This window comes from Stieleria maiorica, from assembly GCF_008035925.1.
GTDB lineage: Bacteria > Planctomycetota > Planctomycetia > Pirellulales > Pirellulaceae > Stieleria > Stieleria maiorica.
Map to the genome: position 1 here is coordinate 4,993,057 of NZ_CP036264.1, position 24,208 is coordinate 5,017,264.

Here is a 24,208-nt window from a genome sequence, read left to right on the forward strand (position 1 = left end):
GTTCAGATCTGTTTCAGGAAATTCAACCCGAACCGACCGTAGTCTTGCCCATCGACGTCACCGTCGGCATCGGAGTCCAAAGACGCATCAAAACCTGACGTTCCGGCTTGTTTCAGAAACGTCAACCCGAACCGGCCATAATCCTGGCCATCGACATCGCGATCGCCGTCGCTGTCACCATAAAACCGAAAGAAATTGTCGATCGACGCTGCACCAAAGATGTGGTCGGCTGCCGTCCCATCCCCCTTTCCATCAAGGACCATCGCACCGACAGTGATTCGGTTCGCTTTAATGATCAGTCGATAATTGCCATCGAGCAAACCTCCTCCCAGTCCCACCGAAGGGCCGGGGGCAAATGTCAACTCGACAACTCTGGGATCGTTCAATTCATCGACGCGGGCCACGACTTGGACCGCATGCCCCGAATCTTGATTGATCAGTTCGAACGGACTTCCCTCTTCTTCGTCCAACCGGACCGCTTGGTCAAACGTGATTTCCAAGCGATCGACCAGTGAGCGCTGCTGATGGCCGTCATTGATCAGAATGCCTTCGACGATTGGCGGGGGCAGCGTCTCGAACGCTCCGAGATCCACGGTCGCGGTGCCGGAGCGGTTGCCATCCACGATCCTTGGGTACCCGGATGAACGTTGATCAAACACCAGAATTTCCGAACCAGCGTCGACGGCCTTGTCGTTGTCGCCGGCATCGATCGCGGGACTGCCGTTTAGCAAGGCGTGGGTCCAGGTCGGCCCCCCGTTATCGCCCAAAGGGGCCAGCATCGGAGACACTCCGATCAGGTTGCCGTTGACGCCATGAACCAAACCACCCGACGTCGCTGCATCACCGATCAGATTGTATGAACTGTTAGGGTCAACCGCTCCAATCTCGCTGGGGATTTGGTCGCCAAGGAGGTTGCCGGCGATGATGGAATTATGAATGATCGCATCCCCGTGGGCGATTCCACCACCGAACGATCCGCTCGTGTTGTCATCGAAATCCGCATGATTGGCGGTGATCGTCGAATTCACGACAGTCAATTTATTACCGCGATTGGAGAGACCGCCGCCGTTCCACAACGCTTTATTTCCGGAAACCGTCGAATTGTAAACCGACAATGTCCTTCCCGACCGCACGTGTATCGCTCCGCCTTCGTTTCCGGCAAAGTTGTCGTGGATCGTGGAGTGATGGATGACAGCACTCCCGTTGACGTAAATTGCACCGCCGTTGGTACTGGATTGATTCCGAGTCAACGTCGAAGCAAACACGGCCAAGTGTCCCGAGGTGTAAATCGCGCCACCATTTCCTGAGTGATTCTCAAGGAAGACGGCTTCGCGTACAGTCAAGGTTCCGTCGTTGACGACCGCGCTGTCGACCGCGTTGCGAATGGTCAACCCTGAAATCACGACGTTCGAACCTGAATCGACCGCCAGGATACTAGTTGCATCATTGCCGCTGATGCTGATTTGCGACGCACCAGGCCCTTCGATGGTCGTACTGCGAGCGAGGCTGGGTAGCGGCGTCCCCGCCAAGATGATCGTTCCGCCGTTCAATCCGGGGTCGAACGTAATGGTATCGTGAATCGGTCTCGCATTGGTCGCCTGAATGATCTCGCGAAGTGAGTTGCCAGCCCCCATCCCCAACGATCCATCATCTTCATCTAGTAACGTGGTGACGACATTGGTGACCGGATCATGTTCGTACGCTCCGATGTCATACGGAACATGTCGGTACGCCCCCAGGTAGTCGTCGTAAGGGGCATCGGCGTCAATGCCCGCATCGTTGACGGGAGATGCATCGGCCGGCCGATAGAGCGTTCCGTCGTCAAACAACGGCGCGACGCTGATGTTGAACTCGGCGTCCGAAGGTGTGCCGTTGGCGTTGGTCGTCGTGGCCGTTCCAAACGACGAAGGGTAGTTCAGCCAGTTTCCTTCGTCGTTGCCGTGGACGTCATTGAAACCGATGCCTCCGGCAACCGGTGTAAATTCCGCGTCGGCAACGATTCCAAAGCGGTTCTGGACAACCAAATTGTTTCGAATTTGTCCATTGAACGTATCGACGTGATGTGAGATTCCTGCGTCGCCGTTGTCGGCAATCGTATTGTTGTACAGTCGCGAATTCTGTCTACCGTCACCCGATTGAGACAGGTCAAATCCTGTCGACACATTACGGACGACAACGTTGTTCGCATAGTATCCCGACGTGGACGCACTGCCGAAACTTGGTGGATCATGGACGGTGGTTGTCACGCCCGTTTGGTTGTCATGAATGTAGTTGCGGACGACCGTCGGGCTCGCTCCTCCACCCGACGCGTACAACCCGCCCAAGCTGTAGGTTGCCGATACCAGGATTCCCGAATGTGTGTGCCCGGAAATCTCGTTGCCGCTCAGCATCGGACTTGCCGATGTCCCACAACCAAACGTTTGATTACATGCCCCGGCCGAAGCGCGGACCCAAATCCCGTTGTCGCCATTGTCGTGAATCCAGTTTCCATCAATGACGATATTCTGTGCACTGATCGAATCCCCTCGTCCTGCGTGCAATAGAACGCCCTGGGTGGCGCTGTGATGAACGTGAGAGTCCCGCAACTCCAACGTGGGAAGATTCTGGTTCGACACGTCCAATGCGGTTGCGGCGTACGCGATTTCGACTTGAGAAAAGACAGACCCCGTCTGGCCGGAAGCGTTAAAATCGATTCCGATCCAGTCACCTGGGGCGGGCACGGTCGCAGCACTGGTGAACAGAATCTGTTTTCCCGGTTGACCTTCGGCGAGTACCGTCCCGCCGACATTAAGTTTGGTACCTGGATCGAAAAACAGCCTCGCCCCCGGATCGATCGTCCAGATTTCGCCGGTCGGGACCTGAACGTCAAACGTCACCTGGTAGTCGTCCTCGGGCAGATTGCCGGAAAACACCCCACCGATTGTCCGATCGTCGTCGGTGTCATCATTTTCAACCCGCAGCGGCGCCGCGGCAGTCGCAAACGACGGTGCCGATGCGATGACGTCGGCGGTTTGCGTTCCATCGACCAGGTAGTCGTTGTGCGACGCGATGGGAAACGTCGCCGATGTTTCTCCGATCGGAATCGTCACGGAATCCGGCACGGACAGCGCGGACGTGTCGCTTGAGGAAAGGTCGACGATCAATTCACTGTCCAACCCGCGATTACGCCAAACCGTTGCGATGGCGGCGTTTGGGCCATCATTTTCATTGATCGACGCTCGGTCGATTTCCACCAGTAGTGTTTCCGGTTCATTGTCGCCGACGGTGAAATCGATCCGCCGTGGTCCTACCCCGTCGGCCCCGACCGTGATGCCGACGACTTGCGGTCCATCGATCTCCATGTCGTCCTCGATCGTCACCGGTACGTCGACGGACATCACGCTCGCTGGAATCGTCACCGTACTCGGCACCGTGGCCTCACTGACGTCATTGCTAGACAGCCAGACCACCAACTCGTTCCCCAAGTCCGCATCCGATTGGCGGCTGACCGTGACAAATACGTCGTCAGTGGTTCCCTCCACTGTCGCCGCATTCGTCGTGCTCAAAGAAAGTGTTTCGCGTTCAACGACAATGTTGTCAAACGCCCAACTGCCACCGGCCGTCCGATTGTCGTGCTGTTGGAACATCACCAGAAAGTTGTCAACGAGAGAGAGTCCGTGGGCGGCCGCAAAGGCCGCCAGATCGTAGGATTTGTGTCCTCCGACATTCAGCAGATCGAGAATCGTCCAAATGGCGCCGCCGTCATCGCTGACTGCGACCACATCGCCCCACGAACGTCCATCGCCCTGCGTCCCGATCGCCGGCGTCCCCGTGTTAGAACCATCGCTATCGAAGGCATCAAAGTTCAGCTTCGCTCGCGACTCGCCTCCCAGGTCCAGGTGCAAGATGGCCCGATTGCGACCATCGCTCGGGCTTTGATACGACGCTTCCAATGTCAATTTCCCGTCCTCGACGGAGATCTTCCCCGTTCCCTCGCTAATGAAGTTCCACGGCCCGTGTGGCAATTCCGTGGAAAAATCTTCGCGATACCCCAATCGAACCGGATCGTTGAAATCGACAACGGCAACGTACTGGTCGTCCGGGATCTGGCCTGCACCGTTAGTCCCGTTTTGATCTAGGGGGTTTCCGCCAAGGTCGAGCACTTCTGGCCCCACGATCAATTCATATCTGCCGAATCCGGCAGGCGAAAACGTGACCGTAAAATCTTGCCCAGACCCCGATAGCTCAACCAGACGCTCGCTGACATCCACCGATTCGTGCTTCAATTTCAAATCGGCAAGCGTGAAACTCGACACGTCGATCGCCTCGTTGAAGGAGATATCGAAGTGGTCCAGCGACGCCGGAGGACGCAACAACCCTGCCGGTGTCTGCGAGACAACCCTTGGAGGGTCGGTGTCGGTGGTCACACGAAAATCATCGTACTGGCGACCATTGGAAGGCCATGAACCTGAACCATACTGTTGTATCATGATCCAGAAATCATCGTTGTAGGTGAGGCCGACGTTGGCAATGACCGCGTCGAGATCAACGTCATGAAAATCCCAATTCGAATCACTGAACAACATGTTGAAACTGTGCCAGGTTTGGCCCTGGTCGTTGCTGATTCTCAGCGTATCGCCGGCGGTGGTAGAATCGTTTCTGCGATACTCGCTGAATGCCAGACGCACTCCTGATTTCCCAGCCAAATCGATCGACAGGATTGCCTGATTGACCGAAGCGCCGCCGGGATTATCCATCCTCAGCACGTGACGTCCTCCGTCATCAACCAATCGGATCCGCCCGCCCGGATCTGACCGAAAGAACCAGTTTCCATTCAGCTCTTCGGGTCCTGAGAAGCCTTGATAGTACGGGAACCTGATTGTCGGTTCCGCATCGATTTGGAAGGCCCCCAAAAACTGATCGTCCGAATCTGCGTTCGCATTGTCGGCGTCTTGATTCATCGGATTGCCCGCCAAATCGTAGACGTCCGAACTAATTAACACCTGATACAGCCCGTTTTGTTCGACCGTTTCATCCAAACCGATGGTGAATGTCAACGCGTCGCCGGAATCGACCGGATCGGAAGTCACGGGGATTTCGCCGAGGGGGCCCAAGACCGTCACGTCCGACGCGGTGAATGTCCCCGCTGCGATTGGTTCGTTGAAGGTGACTTGCAGTTGCGAAAGTGGTGCAGTCGCCGAGCCGTCGGGTGTCATCATCAAGACTCGCGGTCCGTCGGCATCACGGTTTGCGATCCGTACGTCATCCAACGTCATTTGATACGACGAAGAGAGCCCCTCGTGGGTAAACCGGAAATAGACGTCGTTGTCCAACGTGATCGACGCCGCAGCAAGCGTCGCATCCAGATCATAGAAGTAGTTGACATAGTTGCCGAACTCCGACGAGATCTTGGCCCCCAGTTGGGTCCAGGTCACTCCATCCCCGCTCGCCTCGACTGACATGGAATTTCGGTTGCTTGACTGCAGCAGCCGTTTGGCACGGAAATCGAACATCAAATCCGTCGCTCCCGATTGACCGGACAAATCAACAACCAACGTTGCCGTTTGTTCGCTGGTCCCAGTTTGGCTGAATCCCAGGTGCTTGGTGGGCGTGAAAGGTTCCCAGGAGTCGGTCAACCAGACCAACCCGGTGCTGTCAGCCGAAAATGTCCATCCCGAGAGATCCGCAAGAGTGTCAACTCCGAAGTCTTGGAAATAGGGGATCGATTGCGGTGTCGCAGGCCCCACAACGACTTCCGTACGAAATTGATCGTCCGACTTTTCGCCGTTGATTTGATCGCGATCCTGGTTCATTGCGTTGCCGTCGACATCCAGCACATCGGGGCCGATGGTCAAGCGATAGTTACTATTGACGCGCTGTGGTGTCGCCAGATTGAGCACGAACGTCATCTGATTACCACTGTCGACGGGATCGCTGGCAAGCGGCACTTCATTACCGCTGACGTCGAGAAGCTGAATGTCGTCGGCGGTGAAAGTCAGACCGTCGATCGGTTCATTGAACGTCACTTCGATTTGACCGAGCGGCCCCGAAGTCAGGGTCGCCGGCGAGAGGCCCGTGACGGAGGGGCCATCTCCATCGCGGCGTGCAATCCTCAAGTCGTCAAACAAGATGGCTTCGTTGTGAAAACTGTCTCGCAAGAACCTTAAATAGACATCGGAGTTGCGATCGATGTTCGCGATGTCAAGCTGGGCGTCGAGGTCGATGAAATAGTTTTGATATTGACCATAGGGTGGCAATTCAGGCGTAAAGAGATCGCTCCACGTCGTCCGGTCATTACTGGCGACGATCTGAACACCAGGAAAATGAACGCCTCGTCCGCCTCGCGCCGCCCAATAGTCCAACACCAGATCCGTCGCGGAGGCGACGTCCTGCAGATCGACATGGAGCTCGATCGCATTGTCGCCGCTGTACCCTCCGCCGGTCGTCCGCAATGCCGTCGCACCGGCGTGGACTAGTGAATTGTCAAGGTACGATGACGCGTCACCGATCGCGTGGAAGCTCCATCCGTCAAGCGATTGGAGCTCAGAGACTTCGAAGTCTTGAACATAGGGAACGGACTGAGCAACCGTTGGTCCGATTTCAAACGTCCCCCGGAAGTCGTCATCGCCATTGGTTTCACCGCTGACCTCATCACCGTCCTGATTCATCAAATTGCCGGCAACGTCGGCAACGTCCGATTGAATGTGAACCCGGTAGGTTCCGCTGAGCGTCTGTGAGACGTCAAAGTTTAACGTGAAGCTCGTTTGGTTTCCGCGATCAACGGGGTCACCGACCAGCGAAAGGGCCGCGCCGTCGGCGGTGGTCAAAAAAACGTCCCCGGTCGTGAACGACGCCCCATCAATCGGTTCGGAAAATGTCACGTCAACCGACGCGACCGGTCCGGGGGTCATTGCGGAGGGAGTGATTGATTCGACCCTCGGTCCGAAAAGATCGCCGAATTGCCCGACGCGCACCTCATCAATGATTGATTCGTGGGAGCTGAAATAAGCCGCTTGACGCCACCGCAAGAACACGTCGCTGTCCAGCGCTATTCCGGCATCAGCCAGTCGCAAATCCAGGTCATACACGTAGTGGATCCAAACGTTGCCGACCGGCTGCAGCGAAGGCGACAGCGTTGTCCAAGTGCTGCCATCTCCGCTGGCATCGATTTGCATGAAAAAACCCGCATGAGTGGATGAATTGAGTCGCTTCATCCAAAAATCGAACGTCAGATCGGACGCCGATGCGACACCAGAAAGATCGAGCTTGAGGACCGCTTCGGATGTGACGTTGGAAAAGTTCGTCGTCGCATCAAACCGCAACGAATTTGTTCCGCTGTGGGCCGCCGATGCGGTATCCAGGTCGACCGTCCCCCCTCCTGTTTGAGCGAATGTCCAATCCGCGAGCGCCGCCAAGTCGGTCACTTCAAAGCTTTCAAGCAGCGGCACGGTCGCCGCCAGCACCCGGCGGTCTTCCAAGGACTCCGCAATCATTCGCCGCCGTCCGCGACGATTCGTACTCCGCCGCCCGCACGATCCCCGTCGACTCTCCGAAGGTCGACTGCCCGAAGAATAGATCCACCGCCTGAACTCATTCATCGATCCCGCCTCGCCTAGAATCATTCATGTCGCAGCGGAGTCGTCTCGGTCAGTAGCAAGGTTGCTCCATCTGATCGATTTTTGCCCCCGCCGTCGTCCGATCATAGCGGAGGGAAATCCCTGCCGGATGGCACGCCCGTGCAAATCGTGCGGTATTTTTTGAATTTTCGAGTTTGAGCGTCGCTCGCTCAGACCGCCGACGTGGCGCCATCGCCCCTGCGGACTAGCAACGACGGAGACGTACGAGGTGATTCCGACGGTGTCGATTGATAAAGAGAACGTTTGTGGTTGCCGATTTTTTTGTCACCCCGGCCTGACAATGGCTGCCGGCGGCTCGCTATGATCGATGGTGGCTCTTTTGACACCTTTTCAAGCACCCTGCCATGCCGAATATCCTTGTTGTGGACGACAGCGCCACCCAGATCGCGATGATCTCTTCGGTCTTGCAACAGCAAGGGTTGACGGTGAGGACGGCGGCCAATGGTCGCGAGGCGCTGGCCTCGTTGCGGGAGGACACGCCGGATTTGGTGATCACGGACATGCAAATGCCCGAAATGAACGGTGTCGAACTGATCCGGGCAATGCGGACCGATTTTTCGCTCGTCCCGGCGGTCCTGGTGACGGCATTCGGCAACGAGGACCTGGCGGCCGAGGCGTTGGGCGTCGGAGCGGCCAATTACATCTCAAAAGACCACGTCGGAATCCTGCTGCCGGACATCGTCGCGCGTATGACGTCGTTCGCCCAGGCCAATGCCCAGTCGCTGTACCTGAAGGGGGCTCTGACGCGATCCTCCTTCGAATTTGTGCTGGACTGTTCGATCGAACGGATCACGCCCCTGGTCAGCTTGATCATTCGTCTATTGGCCTCCATGAACGTGTTGCATACCAGCCAGCGGATTCGGATGGCCGAGGCCCTCGACTACCTGATCTTTCATTCGATCATCCACGGGAACTTCGAAGTTCCCGTCCGTTCCACGCCGATGTCGATCGACGACGCGAGGGCACTCGTGACTGAAAAACTGGGCGACCCGTCGCTGCGAACGATTACCGAGCGGATCGTGACCATTCAACTGGATGTGACCAGCCAAGAGGCAAGATTCACGGTCGCCCATGAAGGCCCCGGACAGCCGATCTTGCACGCCCCGATGCCGGGAACTCCGCAAAGTTTTTCGGATGAACGCGGGCGTGGAATGTTGCTGATGACCAGCGTGATGGACGAGGTGTTCGTCGATGCGCACTCAAGCAAGGTGACCTTGGTCAAGTACATTTCGCGATAGTCCTCGCTGCCGCCGTCCGACGCGGCATCACCCGGCATCGCAGCTGAAAGATGCGGCGATCGAACGCAGCGGGGTTCACAATCGCGGCCGTCGGCGGGGCCTACGACCGAACGTTGGCCCGATGACGTTTGGCGACCGCCGAGGGCCCCGCCGCAGTCGGTTGCGGGGGAATCATCGCATGGTCGTAGGGCTCCACCGCATCGTCGACCTTGCCTGCAGACGTCGGACGCTCCGATGCCTGCTTGCCTTTGACGACATAGGTGTCTTGCGTCTTGGCTTCTTGTTGATAGCGACGACGATACTTGTCGCCGTATCCATAGCCGATCGACTGGTAGCTGCCGCTGGCACTGGTCTTGTACGACGCTCCGCCACTGACTTCATCGATCTCATTGACCACCACGCCCATCACTCGCGCCCCCGCGGCACGCAGCATCGAAATCGCTTCTTTTGCGTTCGGCTTGCATCGGCGTCGGATCCGCATCACCAACATGGAGGCATCGACGTACGTCGTGACGACCGCCGGATCGCTGACCATCAACAGCGGCGGCGTATCCACGATCACGAAATCATAGTGCTCACGAGCCCACTGGAACACTTCGGCCAATTCAGCCAGGGTCAATGCTTCGGCCGGGTTGGCCGGCAGCGGGCCGCAAGGCAAGATGTCCAGGTTTTCGATCGGCGACTGATGAACGGCTTCGGCCGGCCCCAGTTCTCCGTTCAGCACGTTTGTCAGCCCGGTCTGGGCTTCGAGGTTGAATCGCAGGGACAACCGCGGACTTCGCAGGTCCAAATCGATCAGTAAGGTGCGTTTACCCGACTGAGCGACCGAGCAACCGACGTTGGCCGCCAGCGTGCTCTTCCCGTCGCCCGGCAGCGGACTGGTGATCTGGAAGACCTTGCTGTCGAACTGACGCCGGTCAAACAGCATCGCGGTCCGCACCCCACGCACCGCTTCGGCGGCGGGGGAATAGGGGCGGTGAACGACCGACAATTTCGGATCCAAGTTGGAGATCGCCGAATCGACCATCCCTTTGCCCTGCTGGATCCGGCCTTCGTCCAACGGAATGTGTGTCAGCACCGGCAGGCGCAACTCCCGCTGCACCTCCTCGGCACTGCGGAACATCTTGGCGGTGCTCTCGAAAACCATCGCCAGCAATCCGCTCAATGCCAGCCCCAACATGCCGTACAGAATCAGATCCTTTCTCAAATCGGGGCCGGTCACGTAGGCCTGTCCGGTGTCCAACAACGGTTCCACCAGAATGCCACCTTTGACATCCGCCAGATTCAGAGCCGCCAACTGTTGCTCCAATTGCGTTTCCAAGCCTCGCATCGTTTCGATTCGGCGGTTGAAGGACGCGTCGCGTTCCTCCACGATTTTCAGCTTGTCCGCCTCGTCCTTTTGCTGTTCGATCTGCAGGTCGATGTCGGCCATGTCTTGAGCGAGTACGGTGAGCTGGGCTTCGATTCCGCGGATATAGGCGTCGACGGCGGTACGGGCACGCTCGTCGCGGGCCTTTCGTGCCTCTTTGTCGTAATCCACGGTTTGGGACTGAGCACGCAGCTCGGCGATCCGGCTGGTCATCTGCTGATTGATTTCGTTCAGCTTGTTCTGCGAGCTTTCGATCTGCATCGCAATGGATTTGACTTCCGGGTGCGATGAACCATAGGCCAGCTCCAACTGATCGCGTTTGATCTGCAACGGGATCAAGGTGCGTTCGACTTCCAGTTTTTTGAGGGTCAGGTCGTCGGTGGTTGCGCTTCCGGGACCGACGATCTGCTTCAGCGGTTCGAAGTCATCCACGACACTGCCCAGGTGGCCGATGATCTGTGCGACCAAGACCGGGTCGCTGTGCAACTTTCGCGTGTTGACGGCCAAGCGAAGGTCGCTGTTGAGCTCCCGTTTCTTTTGCTCCAATTCCGTCCGGTAGGTCTGTAACTGGAATTGTCGCTCCCGATACGGATTGATCGCCTGCCCTTCCACGTCCCATTCCAAATCGGCGTTGTTGCGAAACGTCAGGTATTCACTTTCCAGATCTTTTTGCTCTCGGATCAACTTGTCCATGGCGTTGCGGACCAGTTCGCCGACCTCGTTGATGGTCGATTGGCGTTCGCGTTCAAAGTGTTCGCTGATCGCTTGGCTGACGGCCTTGACCGCCGCGACACAAACCTGGGGATCACGACCGTCAAAGTTCAACGCGGCGATCATCCGATCCCGCGAGTCACTTTGATCGGTGAGTGTTTGGAAACGGATGCCTCCGCGGACCATCGACACGATCTGCTGATCCGTATTGGACTGCAACGACGGAATCGACTTCAACTCCGGGTTGGACGCGACACGATTGACGATCGCATCGGACGTGACCAACGACTGCATCAAATTTCCACTGGGAATTCCGCCGCGGACAATCCCGGTATTGGAGTCCAACGAAATCGGCGTGTCACTCTTGAACATCAACTGAGTGGTCGCACGGTAGGTCGTCGGTTTTTGCTTGTACATCCAGTAACCGACCGAGGTACCGACGGCGACAAAGGCGGTCAACAACCACTTGAACCGCCACAACACCGTCAAGATCGTCTCGCCGTGGTGGTGCTCCTGGGACGGACCAAGCGAAACACTTGCCTCGTAGTTGCCCGGCTGCGTTGTAGTCTGATCCAGCATCGACGAATGGACGGTTTGAAGGATGGAGGTGCGATTTTGATAAGTGCCGAGCGTAGTTCACTTTCTTGAACCGTTCAGCCTTTTTGACGCATCTTTGCGCGAGGGTGTTCCCTCAGAAACCTACAGGCACCGGGTCGTCCAGGCCCGACGTTGTGCATCCAACCGGAGCTGAAAATCTGACACCCGCTCGCGCGATCGTCCCATTGCATGCGTTCTGCAAAACCGGCACGCCGGGCAATCGGAACCGTCAGAAAAAACGCACTCGCCGAAGAAAACTTCAAGCGGTCTGATCGAAGCATCGTTTGCCATTGGGCAAACGATCACGCGCCTCGAACGCTCCATCCTTTCCCAGATCCGGCGTGGATTCAAGCCCCTCTTGAGCAGGCCGCCGCCCGAGTCAGGGGTTTGACTGCTCGGCGGAGTAGCGTTGGGCGAGGCGCCGGTGCTGCGACGCGAGGTCTTCTTCGCCGATTTTTTCGTACGCGATCGCCAGCGCCGGATGGGCCAACGGACGCATCGCCGGTTCCTTGAGCGCGGCTTCCAAGTCCACGATCGCGTCGGAATAGCGTTCCAATTTCAACAGGATCTGTCCGCGGGTTTCCAGCAAGTAGGGATGTCCGGGCAACTGATCCAGTGCTGCGTCAGAAAGCCTGAGCGCCTGGGGCAATTGGCGACTGTCTCCATTTTGCGACAGCGTGACGGCCAAATTGTTGAGCAGACCGGCCATGTTCTTCCATTCGTTGGCGGCGAGCGAGAGATGGCGTTGCGCGCTCTCGCTGTCGCCCGACAGGAGCGCCACGGTGCCTTCGATAAAGTGCATCGCTGGCGGATCGACCCCACTGAGCAACTTTTTGCGAACGCTGCGCAGGTCGTGATCGTCCGCTTCACTGCATTCGATGGAAAACTGAACGACGGCCTCAAGCACGACAGGGCTTTTGGGCGCCAATTCCAACGCCTCGTAAAGGATCGGGCCCCGTTCGGCCAGAGTTTCGCGGACACCGACAGCACGTTTGAGCCGTTCGGCGGTAAAGATTCTCGCTTCCCCGGCTGCCGCCAGCAACAACGCGTCACGGGTCAATTGATAGCCCTCGGTCAACACCTCAAACGCTTTTTCGTCTTGCTCATCGAGCACCAGCGCCTGCGCCAGATTGAGACGCTTCTCGATCGACGTCGGATCGGCCAATAACTCGGGGCGAATGAAGCGGATCGCATCTTTGGCAAACTCCTGCACCGTCAAGTAATCCCCGTTCTGTTGCGCCAGCCGATGAGCGAGTTGGGCGGCGACCAGGTTGACGGCGGGGTCGACATCGGCGATGGATTCGTACAACGCCAGCGCGTCACGTGATGCACCGATCTCGGCCAAAAACCGGGCGTAGATTTTTTTGGCGAAAATGGCGCGCTGGGATGGCAAGTTGGTCATTGCCACGGTGGCACAGCGGTGACAGATCTTTTTCTCGTCCTCGCTCCACTGTGCTCGCAGAATCAATTCGATTTCTTGAGCGTTGTTTTCGCCCCCCGCCGACGGCACGTCCTGATAGATCAGTGCTTTGAGCATCCACAGTGCCGCCGGTCCATGCTCCTCTTGGATGGCCAGACGATAGATCGCCATCCGAGCCGATTCCTTCTTGCCCAACTCGTCATCGAGCATCGCCAATTGATATTGGTGCTCCAAGTTGTCCGGGTCGATCGCCAACAGACGCTGCACGGCGACGGAGGCAACCGCCGTGTTCCCCTCCGCCAGTGAAGTGCGCAGGGTGTCCAAATAAATCGTTTGAGTCGTCGCTTGATCGCGCCGCACAATGATCACGACGACGGCGAACAGGACCACGGCGACGACGATCGCCGGCAGCGAAGGGGCGAGCGTCCGATAGGGTCGACTGACAATCCAGCTGACAAAGAAACGGCCCCCCCAGGCGATCCAGTACAAAGGATTGACCGCTTGCGTCCAGGAGATCGGCGATTCATCGTCGGCCAAATCCCGACGTAAGCGTTTTGCCCATTCATGCTGGGGAAACGAAAATGCATCGATCGTGACGTCGACCACATTGAGCGTCCGTGGCAGCCGCACCACAAACCGCAGCGCTGAAACCAACGATCGCCACCAATGGCGGAGAATCCTGAACGCGTTCATGGACCGGTCTCCCCATCGATCCACATCGTCAGATTCGTTCCGTTTGCATCGGCTGGTGAGATCGAGTTTGGTCCGTCGAGTTCATCCAGAACCGTCTGACGAAAGGAATCAAATAGCGATTGAAGCTTTTCCAACTGGTCGGGGATAAGTGGTTTTTGCGTTTGCGTCCACAGCTGGAGCATCATGATCTTGGACTGCAGTGATCGACGGTCTTTCATCCGATCGTCGAATAGGGAATACAGACCGCTCATCGGCGCTGCAACAAGTTCTCCGTCACGCGTCAATCCGCAAAACAGCAAGGTACCGAACTCGCCGGTGTCGCGTACCATTTCTGCGTAGGAAACCTGCCATCGATCGAGCTGGGAGATGGTTGAATCCTGCGACTCGCCGATCGGCTCAAGCGTCGGATCCCAATCGTTCACCTGCCAACCGTCTCCGCTGTAGCACAGTCGCATGTCATGCCATTCCGGGTACGGCTGGCTGACAGCGATCCGTACCGCCATTCCGTCCAAGTACATCGTCCAGACGTCGGCATGATGCCCCAGTTGTTTGCTGTTCGCATCTCGCAGCGCTTCATGATCGGTGATTGCCGAGGCGTAGGCGGTGCGATTCATCAGTGTTGCGTCGGGATCCCAAAGCAAGGGGCGTTCGGCGTTGGCAACTTGCTGTTCATATCGCGTCGCCACAATTCGATAGTTCAATCCCAAACTGGGCAGGCAAAACAACGCCGCGCCGGCCAACATCACGATTCCATAGGAGGATGCTGCGAGACCGCCTTCTTCAGGCGACGTGGTATCGACGACTGTTGCGGGATGGTCCGGTTGGTGCCGCTGTTCCGATCCCTCTGTTCTGTCCCCTTCTGTTCTGTCCCCCTCCGTTCCGTACGTCGAGCAACGGTTCCACAACCAAGTGACGGGATTGCTGAACTGCCCCGATTCGTCAGCGGGGACAGGAAAGAACAGGACGCGCAGAAGACGATCGGTCGACAGGACCATCAATGCGGCGATGACCAGACAAATCCAGCCCAAGATCTCGTGCGGCGTCCCGCTCGACAAATCAGTGTCGTACCATTCCTGGGCCAAGGCGACCGAGTTGATTCGCACCACATTCATCACCATCGCCCAAAGGATTCCGATGGCCAGATACGCCGGCGCAGCCATGATCGGACGTCGACGATACACCATCCACAAGCACACCAAAAACAGGATGGTGAACAACGACTGCACGCCGCTGCAAGCTTCTTCGACAAACAGCGTCCCGCCGGGAAGCTCGATCACATTGCCACGTAAATAGTGTGTGACACCGAGAAAATCCAGCAAATAGCTGCTGACCTGTGAGGTCATGCGCTGCAGCGACGTCGTTAACTTCAAGTCCAGGTTCAGCGGAAGCCGTATCGTCATCAACAACAATAAGCTCAGGTACGTCAACCGCTCTGTCCCGCCTGCGGACGAACGGTGGGTACCCAACCATGCCGTGATCGCCATCGCAAATGAGATCGATGACAACCACGGTGAAACGCGGTAGGCGGCGACAAGGTTGAGCAACACAGAAACAGCGACGACCGCGATCGCGGTGGGGCTGGACGGCAAGTGAGACCGATAGTCCCAACGGAATAGCACCAGGGCAGCCAGAGACACATAGAGAGGAATAATGTATCCGTACTGGTCTAATTCGCTCAGCCATCCCAGATAAATCGCGACCCCGGGAAGTGGAGAAATCAATACCAGCGTCCAAAAGACGGCTGCGAGATAGTGAGGTCGGGGCGAGTCTTGCATCGAAGTGACGGCAGGCATTCGGCGGGATGGAAGCCGAGACGCTAATAATTTACGGTCGGTGCTTCGGGGGGGAACAGTCACATAGCCCCTGATCCTCTCACAATGTTCAGCGCTAAATCCAGGTAGAACCCGCAGGAGTCCATGAAAAAAGGCAAGAACCTCTTGATGAGATCCTCGCCCAATGGCTACTCGCGTTTATTCGGATTGTAGGTCCGCCGCTATTTTTCCGCTTCGGTCGTGGCCTTCGCCTTGCTTCTCTGCCGCCGACGGTACCCGATTCCGCAGCCGCCGATCACCAACCCGCTCAATGCAATCATGGTGTTCGGTTCAGGGGCACCGCGAATCACCCCCATGGCTCGAAGCGGTCCGGATTTGAAGTTCATCGACGTCGGACCGGCGATCATCTTGGACAGCGTCAACGGGTTCAGATCATCCGAGCCGACCGTGTTTGTCGGCTTCACGAATGCAAACGTGTAACGAGTGATCGTCGGACCGAGTAGCCCGGCGGCGATCGTGCCGTCGACGCTGAAAATATCCTCACCGGAGGTTCCGGCGTTATTTGCCAGGGCAAATTCACCGGAAGTTGCAACCGTCACTTGCGGATCCGAGCTGTTTGCCAAAAACGTAAAATCCCCAGTGACTGTCGAAAGGCCGGTCGCACTGGGGGTGTACGTGTAGCTCACCACGAAATCCCGAGGCAGCGAGTTCAAGACCGGCCCGGCGACTTGCAGCCCGCCTGCTGGGATTGTCCCCATAAACGATACAACCGCGGCATGAGTCGTAGAAACGCAAAGTGCGAACGAGAGTGCAGCGGCGGGGAGAATTCGCTTCAATAGCATGTTCGGTTGTCCAGTGAAACTGTATTCAGCATGAGGAGCCGGTCAGGACGCACAGGTTAGTACGTGCAACAGCAAATGCAACCGAATCTTATTCGAAAACCCTCCCCTTGAAGACATTCCCTGGGACAGACCGACCAATCGTCTCAGACCGTGCCCGCCGCGCGCGCGCCATTTCGGTGCCACCCACCAATCTATCCTAGCTGGTGCCACCCATCTATTGACTGACGGGACTGGCTTTTGGTGCCACCGGCCTTTGGTGCCACCCACCGATTGACTGGCTGTGGGAAGGTGGTAGAATCGGCACGCTCGAACTGGGGAGGGTGCTATGGGACGTGCATTGCGGTCGGAGCAGTTTGATCCGGCGGAGATTTCGATGATGCACTGCGTGCAGCGGTGCGTGCGAAGGGCCTATCTGGCCGGCGTGGATCCGCAGACCGGAAAGGATTACGGCTTTCGCCGTGAATGGATCCGGCGGCGGATGGAGGCCCTCGCTTCGGTTTTTGGCGTCGATGTGCTGACCTACGCCATCCTCTCCAATCACATGCACCTGATCCTTCGCAACCGCCCCGACGTCGTTCAAGCCTGGTCGGATCAGGAGGTCGCGATTCGCTGGCTAAGAGTCTTTCCCGGGCGGCGACTGGAAGAACACCTCGCCGAACCGACCGAAAACGATGTCGCCACTTTGGCACGTGACAAGGAAAGGCTGGCAGAGATTCGACATCGACTGTCGGATCTGTCCTGGTTCATGCGTGCACTGAGTGAACCGATCGCCCGCATGGCCAACAAACAGGATGAATGCACGGGACGGTTCTGGGAGGGCCGTTTCAAGGCGCAGGCGATTGCCGATGAAGCGGGCTTGCTGGCCTGTGCGATGTACGTGGACCTGAATCCCGTTCGGGCGGCGATGGCGGAAACGCCGGATCAGGCCCCTCACACCTCGGCCTACGACCGCATCAAAGCAGATCAAGGTGACCAGATCGACTCAGCGGCGTTTGACTTGGTTCCCGTTGACACGGCGGAGGCAGGGAAAACGATTCGCGAAACGCCGGTCGAAGCGTTGAAGGAGCGACGCAAGAAGAAACGCGTCAATCCGACCGGCAAGCGGATTCGGCGTGACGGCTGGCTGGCGCCGTTTCGGCTGGGGAAGAAGCCGGCGAGTGACCCAGAGCTCAGCGAAGGCGGCGTGCGCGCCAGTGACAAGGGGTTTCTGGATCTGGACTGGGGCGACTATTTGAAGCTGCTGCGGTGGACGGCCAAGCAAAGTGACGAAGGGTCGGGGCGCGAAGTTCCCGAGGGCATGCAGTCGGTGCTGACCCGATTGGGAATCGATCTGTCGATGTGGCGTGACTTGGTATGGAACTTCAAGCGGTACTTTGGCCAGAGTTGTTGCGCGGGATCACCGAGCGCGATGGGCAAGTTCGCTGAATCGACCGGCCGTCACTGGTCCAAGGGGCAGCGGAGCGTCGCCCAATGCTTCGCCGCGTGAACGCGATGGGATTGGTATGCGGGTGACGCGAACCAAACGTGAAGGCTGATAACCACCGGCGTCCTTGCCGAGCAAGCCATCGTGTCTTTGTCAAACAGCGGTCATACGACTGTTCGCGGTCTCCCAATGGCTGTATTCACGGCAAATCCGCTTACTCTCACCCAGCAGATTGTCTGACGGCCTTCGACAGAGCCGGTCAAGTTGATTGGCAATCTTCTCTCGCACGGTGAATGATAAGCGCGTGGCACTGCACCATCGTTCTGTTGGTAAATCGCGACTGGCTGACGAACGTCAACGTTTTGGTGGGTGGCACCAAATTGAGGAGCGTGGTGGGTGGCACCAGGCGGGGGAGAAGGGGACTAGCGGAGGCGGGATGCAGCGCTCGCGACGGAACGTTGTGGAAGGGAGGTTCCCAGCCCGAGTGTGCCGATGAAAACGCCCGCAAAGAGTAGCACCCATAACGCATTGGGTGGATCTCCGCTGAAGTGCTGGTGCGACGCCACGAACGAGGCAAAGTTGGCCATCACCAGCGCAAAGAACATCGCCTGCAATTCGATCAACGGCAGGTAGGTTTGCTGACGAATCAACCGACGGCAATTTGAAAGCAACAGGGCGACCGAAATCGAAATGAGAACGATGCCGGGAATCCCGAGTTCCTTGAACAGACGCGTGATTCCATCCTCTTGCCACGCATCGTGGCGTTCTTCAACCGCAAAGTGTTGTGCCCCTTGCGTCGCGACCCCCAACCCTGATCCCATCAAGCCCGACTGACGCAACGTCTCGACGATGCCCATCCCCACGTTGTCCCTCAACCGAGGCGCGACGTCGCTGATCGTGGTTGCATAATACGCTTGGTGATCGGCAATCCCTTCTTGATCACGATAGATCAGCAGTGGTACCGCGCCGATCGCAACGATCAATAGTAGATAGCTTCCGACCTGAACGAGATTTCGCCGAGCCGCCAACTGGATGTACAGAAGGTAGGCGACGACAAAGATCACAGGCATGATCAACATCTTTCGCCGACCACACAACAACAACGGTACAAAACTCCAAACCGCCGTTGTCAACCACAACGGATTGATCCTGCGACGCAAACCAGGCTTATCCCCGCGATTGAGCAGCAGGATGGCGGAAACCATCAGCGCATTGGCCGCATGAAACCCAGCGATGTCGGGGCTGCGAAAGAACCCAGAGATCAGTCGCACAATCACTCCGGGCATGTGCCGGATCCACTCAAACCCCGCAAGCCCTCCCAGGGCCGGCCAGTCCCATTGAAGCCATTCCGCCACCGCCCCGACGAAAGCGACGCAATTGACAATCAAGTAGACCTGAAGAAGTCGTCTCAAGTGCCCCAAATGAAACGCCAATGCGATCCCAAGTCCGACCCCAAGCAACGGTGCCGCGTAAGAGATAAACCCCAGCGCCGCAAGCAGAATACCGTTCTGATAAAGCGCAAGCGAAATCATCGCGCCGGGCAAAAGTCCGAGCACATACCACGTGATGACCTTCTCTACCCATGGAAACCGACTTCGTATCTGCCGCAGTCCGGTACCGGCCCCGAAAAACAGATTCACAAAAGCCGCCGCCCAAACCACGCTCACGCAATAGGTGACCAAAGTCGGCTCGCCATCAGCTAGTTTACGAACCGGATCGCGGACACAATCCAACACGATCGCGATCGGCAATCCGAGTCGCCAATCGGTGGCGGCGAGCAGCGCACCGATTCCGACCGTGATGTAAAAGATGAACTCCACGTCAACCTGCCCCTGACGCGCCGTCGGACACAGCGGGTTCTGGTTCGGATTTGCGAATCGAGATCATTGTCTCGTAACAAGCCATCATTCGGCAAAACCTTAATCCAGCAGCACCGTCCATGAATCCGCGCCGCAGGACGTATTGATAAAGGAAACGCAGCAGACCGCGAGCGGGCATCTTTCGAGCCAACGACCTCAGCGCCCGCCTGCGACGACTCGAGTCGAAACGGAGTATATCCGATACACCACCTGAGCCCGTTTCGCCCCGTTCCCTCGCCGCTTCACGCCCCGCATAGCGGACGTGCCTGATCCACCAATCATCCATCCCCCGACTAAACGCTTCGTGGACAAACGGCGTTGGGATCGTCCCCATTTCACCCTCCACCACCGGCACCGGGACTTCACCATGCCCGCTGTCTTCGAATCGCGCACGGCCGCGACGGACCAGACGCATGATCCAGACCGGGAAACCGTCGGAATATCGCAACCAGACTCCATCCAACATCGTTTTGCGGCACGTGCGGAAGGCGACGACCTGTGGCCGCGCTGATGAGATCGCCTTGCCAATTCCTTCGGCGAACTCCCTCGTCGAGATCTCGTCGGCGTCCAGCATCAACACCCACTCGTTCCGCAATCCGGCATGATCGAGCGCCCAGTTTCGCTGGCAAGCAAACGTCTCAAACACATGCTGGACGACGCGAGCCCCTGATCGCTCGGCCAATCCGACGGTCGCGTCGGTCGAACCGTCATCGACCACCACGACTTCGTCCGCCCACGCCAGAGAATCCACACATCGCACGATGTTGGATTCTTCGTTTTTAGCCAGCACGACGGCCGAAACCGGCAGCCGCATCGGTCGCTCCGGATTGTCCGATCGATCTGGCGTCACGATTGAATCTCTCGCTTGCGAATCTCACGGGCCGGATTGCCGGCAACGATCATCCATTCCGGGACGTCTTTGGTGACCACACCGCAGGCACCCACCACGGCTCCCTGATGGACTGTCACGCCTGGACCGACAAAGGCTTTGGCACAGACCCACGCCGCGTCACCGATGCGAATCGGTGAGGTCACCAGACGCATCGTCGGGTCGGCCAAATCATGTGACGCGGCACACAGATAACTGTACTGTGAGACGGTCGCATGATCGCCGATCGTGATCGTCGCGACATTATAAACGTCCACATGATGCCCGATCGAGCTGTCACGCCCGACCACCAGATTCCACGGCGCCCAAATTCTCACCGTCGGGTCAATTCGCGAGCGAGCGGTCACCGTCGCCCCAAAACACCGCAACACCAAGACGCGCCAGCGGAACATGATCCGCGGCGAAGGGCGAAACAACAGCCACCAACACACGCACCACAAGACGCGTCCGATCTTGTTGGCCATCGAATGCGATGACGGACAGGCGGCGCGGGACGTGTCGAGCTGGGTTTCAGGTTTCACGTGTCAGGTTTCAAGTTTGAGATGTTGTCGCATCTTTGACCCGCGTTCTTCCCTCGCGCCGATCCACGACGTCGCGATAAACCGATATCATCCGTTCGGCCAATCGCTGTCGGCTGAACCTTTTCACCTGCTGGTGTCCTGCATGAATCAGGTCGGCACGAAACACTGGATCGACCAATAGCCTTTCGCACCCTCTGGCCATCGCGTCGTAATCCCCTGAATCCGCCAAGACCCCCGCCTGCCCCACGACTTCTGGAAGCGATCCCGCACTGCTGGAAACCACCGGGCACCCCGCGGCCATCGCCTCCAACGGTGGCCATCCGAATCCTTCGTAAAGGCTTGGGAACACCAGCGCCGCCGCCGCGCGGTAGTAGTTGGCGAGTGTTGATTCGTCGGGATCGCAAACGAAGGCGATCCGATCTGAGAGTCCACTTTCACGGCAGAACTCGCGCAGCGGTTGATCCGGCGGTGGACCAGCCAAAACCAATCCGACGGCAATGTCATCTCGGATTCGTTTCAAGATCTCGATCGCGCCGCGACGGTTCTTGTAAAACCCGTTGTTGCCCAAATGAAACAGATATGGCCTGGTTTGCCCCACCTCGGTGAATTGCGACGGCGGGCCGTCGAACAATTCCGTTTCGACCGCCAGCGGGACGATTTGAATTCCGCCGTCAACGGAACAACCATAGTGCTGCAAGTCATCTACGGTGCTTTGGCTGTCGGCGCAAACCACGCGTGCCCCCCCAACCCCTTGCAAAGCCCGGTTGATCAGCCACTTTGCGCCGCGTCCGACCGGCGGTGCTCCCGCAAACACCCCGTCCATTTGCAATCGAGGGATCACATCGTGCACCGTCACGACGACGCGATCGGTCGGCAACGAGTCGGCGACGTAGCCGAAGCTGCCGTCAAGTAGATGGAGCACGTCGTAATCGGAAACATCCAGCTGACGGGCAGAACGCCAGATGTGGTGGTGCCGACGCCACATTTGCAACCGCTTCGGTGCGCGGGCGAGCGTCGCGCGGTCGCATCCGAGAAACTCGGTCGACACGTCCACGTCATCAGGAAACGATGTTTTCAGCGCAGCGACCAACTGTTCACGAAATCGCCCCATGCTGCCCGGTTCCCCGGGAACCGTCGTATCGAGTAAGGCGACGCGAATCATCTCAGCCCCTGTCCCGGGTCGCATACCCTGTCCCCGGTCGCATACCGCGCGGCCCGCAAGATTCCGTCGGCCGCATCACGCGGACTGTAGTGTCGAATCAGTGCTTTCGCATTGTGACCCATTTGCGTCAGACGACTACGGTCGCCGGCTGCCCGCCTCATCTGATCGGCAAGCGTTTGCCAATCGCCGAACGGGTGCACCCACCCGGTTTCACCTTCGTGAATCAAATCCGGATGACACCCCACCTGATCACTGACCAGAGCCGGCAATCCGGCCGCAAACGCTTCGTTGACCACCAACCCCCATGTTTCACCGTTGTCCGAGGGCAAGACCAACGCATCAGCGGCGCTATAGGCTTGCCCGATTTCGGATTGATTGAGAAAGCCGGGGAACCGGACCGGAAGGTTTTCCTCTCGCGCCAATCGCTCACATTGATCACGCTGTGCCCCGTCGCCCACGACCAGGACTTGAAATTGAGCCCCCTGTTGATTGGCCAATGCGATCGCCTTTAACAAACCGACGGGCTGCTTCTTTTCGATCAGCTTGCCACAAAACAGGAAACAGCATTGATCTGGATGGATTTCGAATCGCCGGCGGGCTGCTGCGATGGAATCGCCGTCTCGTGGGCTGGTCGCTGCGATCCGATCGTTCTCGATGCAGTAGGGAGCCAAGAACATCCGCTCGTCGGGAACCCCCAATTGTCGATAAAACGCCGCGCTCGCTTTGCCGATGGGACAATACGCATCGTAAAAACGCATCAGCCGCCTGTGAATCAAGCGTTTCCACCACGCTCGGGGCCGCAAGTGATTTGCTTCGCCGCGAACAATGCAGGAGATGCCGAGCCGTTTACATGCGCGGGCGGCTTGCAAACAGCTTTTCACCACCCAACCATTGATCACAACCGCATCGAATCCCTGATCAAAAAAGTACTTCGTAACCCCTGGCGTGTCACAACCATTAAAGTGCATCAATCCCGGCGATTTGGAAACGTTCTCCAGGACGTGATAGCGATAGCCTTCGAGCAGCGGGATGTCCCATTGGAAATCGACCCCAAATTCGGCCCCCTGCTGCGCCGCCGTCGGGATGGTGCAAAAGACCGCCGTGAACTGGACGCCATCTTCGGCGGCCAAATGCCGGAACACCGGCACTTGGTACTGGATCGGATGGGTGGTCAGAAAAGCGAGCTTCATCTCAACCCAACTTTACGCAACGTCTTGCCGACTGATTCTTTCAACGCCCAATACCCGGAACGGTTCCGCAACCAGGGAACGACCCCGGGCGGCAGTTGGTATTTTGGAATCAATGACTCTACGAACTCTTTCGACATGTCGTAACCGAGCCGTTGAGCAAACTCGATGATTTCAGGATGCTCTTGATAGCGGATCCACTCCTGTCCAATGGGACGGCGCTCGAGCAAAAAGATCTCGCGACGATTTCGTTCGCGACTCTTATCAACAGGGCGGTTGTAACAATCGAATCCGGTGAATTCGACAATACTCTGTAAAACGTCTTCTGATCGAAACAGGTCGCTGCTTTTCACTTCCAAGACGTTCAGCTCCGGATAGACCTGTTTCAACTCTTGTGCCGCGGCGTTGACTTCTAACCAATAGTAGAGACATTTCTCGAAGGGTGTCATCGAATCCCAACGAGCGGCAAACTGCGGATACAGGGCGTTCGGATGCCGGGGAATGATCGCCCAATCCTCGGAGTTGTAGATGCTGTAGTTCCCGATCAATTTGAATGACGCGGCGACTTCGATCGGATGACGATGCACATACAGCACTCGCAGTTGATTCGCCAGTTGTTCATAGAAATAGGGCACCAACGATCGCATGGTCCAGCCAAAATCGACGACCGGCCCTGATTTCGCAACCGATTTCCAATGGGTCAACAGAGACCTGATTTCAGCATTGACCATGTCCGATCGCGACGTCGGGTCATAGCATCGGTGATACTTGCCGACGCGCGTGATCTGCTGTTTTAGATGTTCGTGAGTGACCCAATTATCGCGGTTCGCGAAACTGTTTCGAAATGACTTTTCCAGAAACGTTGTTCCGCAGCGACCGGTGGAGACTGTCAAGACGATGGGATGCATG

13 protein-coding genes are annotated in these 24,208 nt (G+C 57.5%); 2 read left to right on the plus strand and 11 right to left on the minus strand.

The annotated features are described in order from the left end of the window. Window positions 1-2: 2 nt before the first annotated feature. Complete coding sequence (locus Mal15_RS16950; RefSeq protein WP_167546867.1) at window positions 3-7,472, minus strand: Ig-like domain-containing protein; 7,470 nt, start codon at window positions 7,470-7,472, stop codon at window positions 3-5. Window positions 7,473-7,960: 488 nt separating this feature from the next. Here Mal15_RS16950 and Mal15_RS16955 point away from each other — a divergent pair, with 488 nt between their 5' ends. Next, window positions 7,961-8,854, plus strand: coding sequence for a response regulator (locus Mal15_RS16955; RefSeq protein ID WP_147868853.1), 894 nt, complete (start codon window positions 7,961-7,963; stop codon window positions 8,852-8,854). Window positions 8,855-8,954: 100 nt separating this feature from the next. Here the strand turns inward: Mal15_RS16955 and Mal15_RS16960 are convergent, their stop codons facing one another. The 4 genes from Mal15_RS16960 to Mal15_RS16975 all read right to left on the minus strand — a co-directional run bounded on the left by Mal15_RS16960 (window position 8,955) and on the right by Mal15_RS16975 (window position 16,015). Then, a complete protein-coding gene (locus Mal15_RS16960) occupies window positions 8,955-11,513 on the minus strand; it encodes a polysaccharide biosynthesis tyrosine autokinase (RefSeq protein ID WP_147868854.1) in 2,559 nt (852 codons plus the stop codon). A gap of 397 nt (window positions 11,514-11,910) precedes the next feature. After that, a complete protein-coding gene (locus tag Mal15_RS16965; RefSeq protein WP_147868855.1) occupies window positions 11,911-13,644 on the minus strand; it encodes a tetratricopeptide repeat protein in 1,734 nt (577 codons plus the stop codon). Beyond that, window positions 13,641-15,437, minus strand: coding sequence for an exosortase U (xrtU, locus tag Mal15_RS16970; protein WP_147868856.1), 1,797 nt, complete (start codon window positions 15,435-15,437; stop codon window positions 13,641-13,643). Before xrtU ends, Mal15_RS16965 begins: the two co-directional genes overlap by 4 nt. 200 nt (window positions 15,438-15,637) lie before the next feature. After that, entirely contained in the window at window positions 15,638-16,015 is a 378-nt protein-coding gene (locus Mal15_RS16975; RefSeq protein ID WP_147868857.1) for a hypothetical protein, read from the minus strand. A 568-nt stretch (window positions 16,016-16,583) separates the two neighbouring features. Between Mal15_RS16975 and Mal15_RS16980 the strand changes: the two genes are divergently transcribed. Next, on the plus strand, window positions 16,584-17,744 hold the full coding sequence (locus tag Mal15_RS16980; RefSeq protein WP_199773673.1) for a transposase: 1,161 nt from the start codon (window positions 16,584-16,586) through the stop codon (window positions 17,742-17,744). Between the two features lie 359 nt (window positions 17,745-18,103). On the opposite strand, the gene Mal15_RS16985 is transcribed toward Mal15_RS16980, so the two are convergent. From Mal15_RS16985 to Mal15_RS17010, 6 genes are read right to left on the minus strand one after another with little or no spacing between them, the layout of a single operon-like run. Continuing rightward, on the minus strand, window positions 18,104-19,501 hold the full coding sequence (locus Mal15_RS16985; RefSeq protein ID WP_147868858.1) for a hypothetical protein: 1,398 nt from the start codon (window positions 19,499-19,501) through the stop codon (window positions 18,104-18,106). A 1-nt stretch (window position 19,502) separates the two neighbouring features. Further along, window positions 19,503-20,390 (minus strand): glycosyltransferase family 2 protein, encoded by an 888-nt coding sequence (locus Mal15_RS16990; RefSeq protein ID WP_147868859.1) that lies wholly within the window; start codon window positions 20,388-20,390, stop codon window positions 19,503-19,505. Continuing rightward, on the minus strand, window positions 20,387-20,950 hold the full coding sequence (locus tag Mal15_RS34695; RefSeq protein ID WP_233902849.1) for an LbetaH domain-containing protein: 564 nt from the start codon (window positions 20,948-20,950) through the stop codon (window positions 20,387-20,389). The genes Mal15_RS16990 and Mal15_RS34695 overlap by 4 nt, the downstream gene beginning before the upstream one ends. 10 nt (window positions 20,951-20,960) lie before the next feature. Further along, window positions 20,961-22,112 (minus strand): glycosyltransferase family 4 protein, encoded by a 1,152-nt coding sequence (locus Mal15_RS35015; RefSeq protein ID WP_167546868.1) that lies wholly within the window; start codon window positions 22,110-22,112, stop codon window positions 20,961-20,963. After that, window positions 22,109-23,302: a glycosyltransferase family 4 protein gene (locus Mal15_RS17005; protein WP_147868861.1), complete on the minus strand. Its 1,194-nt coding sequence runs from the start codon at window positions 23,300-23,302 to the stop codon at window positions 22,109-22,111. The genes Mal15_RS35015 and Mal15_RS17005 overlap by 4 nt, the downstream gene beginning before the upstream one ends. After that, the gene (locus Mal15_RS17010; protein WP_147868862.1) at window positions 23,299-24,207 is read right to left on the minus strand and encodes a hypothetical protein; all 909 of its coding nucleotides are present in this window, start codon (window positions 24,205-24,207) and stop codon (window positions 23,299-23,301) included. Before Mal15_RS17010 ends, Mal15_RS17005 begins: the two co-directional genes overlap by 4 nt. Window position 24,208: the final 1 nt, after the last annotated feature.

What these genes read in the sequence shown, in the direction of transcription:
- Mal15_RS16960 (WP_147868854.1), bottom strand. Translation starts at nt 11,513, where the DNA reads ATGCTGGATCAGACTACAACGCAGCCGGGCAACTACGAGGCAAGTGTT.
- Mal15_RS16950 (WP_167546867.1), bottom strand. Translation starts at nt 7,472, where the DNA reads ATGATTGCGGAGTCCTTGGAAGACCGCCGGGTGCTGGCGGCGACCGTG.
- xrtU (WP_147868856.1), bottom strand. Translation starts at nt 15,437, where the DNA reads ATGCCTGCCGTCACTTCGATGCAAGACTCGCCCCGACCTCACTATCTC.
- Mal15_RS17005 (WP_147868861.1), bottom strand. Translation starts at nt 23,302, where the DNA reads ATGAAGCTCGCTTTTCTGACCACCCATCCGATCCAGTACCAAGTGCCG.
- Mal15_RS35015 (WP_167546868.1), bottom strand. Translation starts at nt 22,112, where the DNA reads ATGATTCGCGTCGCCTTACTCGATACGACGGTTCCCGGGGAACCGGGC.
- Mal15_RS17010 (WP_147868862.1), bottom strand. Translation starts at nt 24,207, where the DNA reads ATGCATCCCATCGTCTTGACAGTCTCCACCGGTCGCTGCGGAACAACG.
- Mal15_RS16980 (WP_199773673.1), top strand. Translation starts at nt 16,584, where the DNA reads ATGGGACGTGCATTGCGGTCGGAGCAGTTTGATCCGGCGGAGATTTCG.
- Mal15_RS16965 (WP_147868855.1), bottom strand. Translation starts at nt 13,644, where the DNA reads ATGAACGCGTTCAGGATTCTCCGCCATTGGTGGCGATCGTTGGTTTCA.
- Mal15_RS16955 (WP_147868853.1), top strand. Translation starts at nt 7,961, where the DNA reads ATGCCGAATATCCTTGTTGTGGACGACAGCGCCACCCAGATCGCGATG.